Annotated in this window: 2 protein-coding genes and 4 tRNA genes; 2 read left to right on the forward strand and 4 right to left on the reverse strand. The window is 33.2% G+C overall.

Going from position 1 to position 3032, the window contains the following annotated elements; all coding sequences use genetic code 11:
- Positions 1-16: 16 nt before the first annotated feature.
- From BUA88_RS15685 to BUA88_RS15695, 3 genes are all read right to left on the reverse strand, one after another.
- A tRNA-Pro gene (locus tag BUA88_RS15685) sits at positions 17-91 on the reverse strand.
- Between the two features lie 8 nt (positions 92-99).
- A tRNA-Asn gene (locus BUA88_RS15690) sits at positions 100-171 on the reverse strand.
- An 11-nt stretch (positions 172-182) separates the two neighbouring features.
- Positions 183-256 (reverse strand) — tRNA-Ile (locus tag BUA88_RS15695).
- Positions 257-510: 254 nt separating this feature from the next.
- On the opposite strand from BUA88_RS15695, the gene nudC reads away from it, so the two are divergent.
- On the forward strand, positions 511-1341 hold the full coding sequence (gene nudC / locus BUA88_RS15700; RefSeq protein ID WP_072919696.1) for an NAD(+) diphosphatase: 831 nt from the start codon (positions 511-513) through the stop codon (positions 1339-1341).
- A 337-nt stretch (positions 1342-1678) separates the two neighbouring features.
- Positions 1679-2848: a GGDEF domain-containing protein gene (locus BUA88_RS15705; RefSeq protein WP_207649576.1), complete on the forward strand. Its 1170-nt coding sequence runs from the start codon at positions 1679-1681 to the stop codon at positions 2846-2848.
- Between the two features lie 50 nt (positions 2849-2898).
- On the opposite strand, the gene BUA88_RS15710 is transcribed toward BUA88_RS15705, so the two are convergent.
- A tRNA-Thr gene (locus tag BUA88_RS15710) sits at positions 2899-2971 on the reverse strand.
- Positions 2972-3032 lie beyond the last annotated feature (61 nt).

The following is a 3032-nucleotide window of genomic DNA, read 5'->3' on the forward strand; positions in this document are numbered from 1 at the left end:
TATATTCAATTTGAAGTCGGGGTGACAGGATTCGAACCTGCGACCCCCTGGTCCCAAACCAGGTGCTCTAGCCAAACTGAGCCACACCCCGATAATAAACTCCCCGAGTAGGGCTCGAACCTACAACAACTCGGTTAACAGCCGAGTGCTCTACCATTGAGCTATCGAGGATTATTAATAAGTGGGCTTAAGTGGACTCGAACCACCGACCTCACGCTTATCAGGCGTGCGCTCTAACCAGCTGAGCTATAAGCCCTTACACTTGCTTGAAATATTTTTCAGTGCTTGATTATGGTATCATCCCAAGCACTCTATGTCAACGAATTTTTCTCATTTTTTTAAAGTGCGTCTATTTGCAAAAATCATGTGTTTAGTTAGAAACTAATCCAATCTGTCAGGCAAATTTATATATCCTTAAAACTCTACAAATAACACTATTTTAATTACATTTATACCTTAAAATTTTCATATGCTATAATTTATAAAATACTAATAAGGAAAGGCTTTATTATGATACAAGATATTTCACCAAAAAAATTATTGAATAGTTATTCTAATAAGTCCGTAAATGCGAATAGTTTAATTGTGATATTTAAAAATAAAAAAATAATGTTGAGAATGAATACAGACAATAAGACTATTGTTTTTCCAACAGCTAAAGAACTAGGTATAAATCAAAATTACACATATCTATTTAGTATTGATAATGAAGATTTCTTTTTTGTAGATGTAAGTGATGTTCTTATACCAAATTATTATGATTTTTATGATATGAGAGAACTAAGAAAAGAATATTTCTATCCTAAACATTATATTTTTGCAGCCTACACTGCGTATCATCTTATGGATTGGTATGAGACAACTAAGTATTGTGGAAGATGTGGAGCAATAAATGAAAACTCTTTAAAAGAACGCGCCAGAGTATGTCCATCTTGTGGAAATATAGTTTATCCAAGAATCAACCCAGCTGTTATTGTAGGTATTATAAATGGAGATAAACTTCTTTTGACTAAATACAGAACAGGCTTTACTTATAATGCACTTGTTGCAGGATTTACAGAAATAGGAGAATCTCTGGAAGAAACTGTAAAACGAGAAGTCCAGGAAGAAACTGGACTTAGGGTAAAAAATATACGCTATTATAAATCACAACCATGGGGAATTGCCTGTGATATACTAATGGGCTTCTTCTGCGATGTTGAAGGGGATGACATAATTAAAATGGATAAGGAAGAACTTAAATATGCACAGTGGGTTCCACGTAAACAAATTGAACTTCAACCATTAGAATACAGCCTAACAAATGAAATGATGAAAGTTTTTAAAGAGGATTTGGTTTAATTAAACTCAATATCATAATTATTTCATAGGTTTCTTTTAAAATACAACTGTAGAGTGTGTTTGTGACTTAATATAGTCAGGAGATCATAGAATGCATAGGTTTAAGAAACCCCTAAGACGAAGTATATTCATAGGTTCTACGGTGTTTATACTATTGCTATGTATTCTTTTAAATATCCTCACGTACCGTAGCTTCCGTAAATCTCTATATAATTCGTACGAGGAACGTATTACCGATATTTTAGTATATGTACACAGTCATATTGATTTAGATGATTTGTCCCGTTGTGTAGATACTCTCGAAGAATCTCCAAAGTACAACGACCTCATGCAACTCATGGATAATGTTGTCGAACAATTCAATATTCACTATCTTTATATCGTTACTCCATTAAACAACAATGACACTGATAATATGCTAATAGTTCTTTCAGCAACTACAGAATATGAACGAGAATATCATATAGATGAAGATATAGTTCTTGGATATATCTGTCACGATGATTATTCAGCAGAAATGGCTCAAGCCCATATTGATGCACTAAATAACGATAAAATATCATTCTTTGAAGAAAAGAGCTCATGGGGAGTCGACTATACGGGCTTCCTGCCTTTAATTGATTCTTCAGGCAAGCATTTCGCCCTGTTATGTGTTGATATAGATGTTGCCAATATACAAGATATTATTCGAGCATATACCATTGAAAATATAATTATAATTACAGTGCTAGGTATATTTTTCATGCTTTTATTACAGTTTTGGTTCAATAAAAATATCATATCACCTATAACTAATTTAGAGCGAAGTGTTTCCGTATTTGCCGAAAACGCCCATGAACAGACAGATCCATCTAAGTTACTGTTAGATATACCAACACTACACACTGATAATGAAGTGGAAGGTCTGTATGATGCTATTTCTCAATTGTCTAATGATATGCATTCTTATGTAATGAATATAGTTAACATGGAAGAAAAAGTTAGTGATTTAAAAACCCAGGTTAATTATATGGATATGCTTGCATATCAAGATTCTTTGACAAAAGTAAAGAATAAGGCATGGTACGATAAAACATCTCAACGTATTAATGAAGAAATTGAAGAAGGCTCTGCCGAATTTGCCATCATTATGGCAGACTTAAATTATCTTAAGAAAATAAATGATACATATGGTCATGAGCGTGGAAACGAGTACATCTTTGGAGCTTGTAAAGAGATATGTCAAATTTTTAGTCACTCTCCTATATTTAGGATTGGTGGTGACGAATTTGTAATTCTTCTAGAGAAAATTGATTACATAAATAGGAATACACTTTTATCAGAAATTGAGTTGATATTTGGAGATAGTGCTAATAATACATCTATGGAACCATGGCAACGATATTCTGTCGCTCTGGGAATGGCGATATTTAACGCTGAATCTGACAAATCTATTGAAGATGTATTTGAACGAGCTGACAAAGCAATGTATAAAAAGAAAGCTTTTATGAAAGCTGCAAGAGAATAAAAATATTTTTTTACAAAAAAACACTTAGGGAAATCCTAAGTGTTTTTTAAAGCCGATGATCGGACTCGAACCGATAACCTGCTGATTACAAATCAGCTGCTCTGCCAATTGAGCCACATCGGCTTATAATTTAGAACTATGTCATCATAGCAACCTCAAAACTTCATACAGATTACAAGAATTA

Origin of the sequence: Pseudobutyrivibrio xylanivorans DSM 14809, from assembly GCF_900141825.1 — a bacterium.
Lineage (GTDB): Bacteria > Bacillota > Clostridia > Lachnospirales > Lachnospiraceae > Pseudobutyrivibrio > Pseudobutyrivibrio xylanivorans.

Excerpts from the sequence above, each read along its gene's own strand:
- nudC (WP_072919696.1), top strand. The coding sequence starts at position 511 with ATGATACAAGATATTTCACCAAAAAAATTATTGAATAGTTATTCTAAT.
- BUA88_RS15705 (WP_207649576.1), top strand. The coding sequence starts at position 1,679 with ATGGATAATGTTGTCGAACAATTCAATATTCACTATCTTTATATCGTT.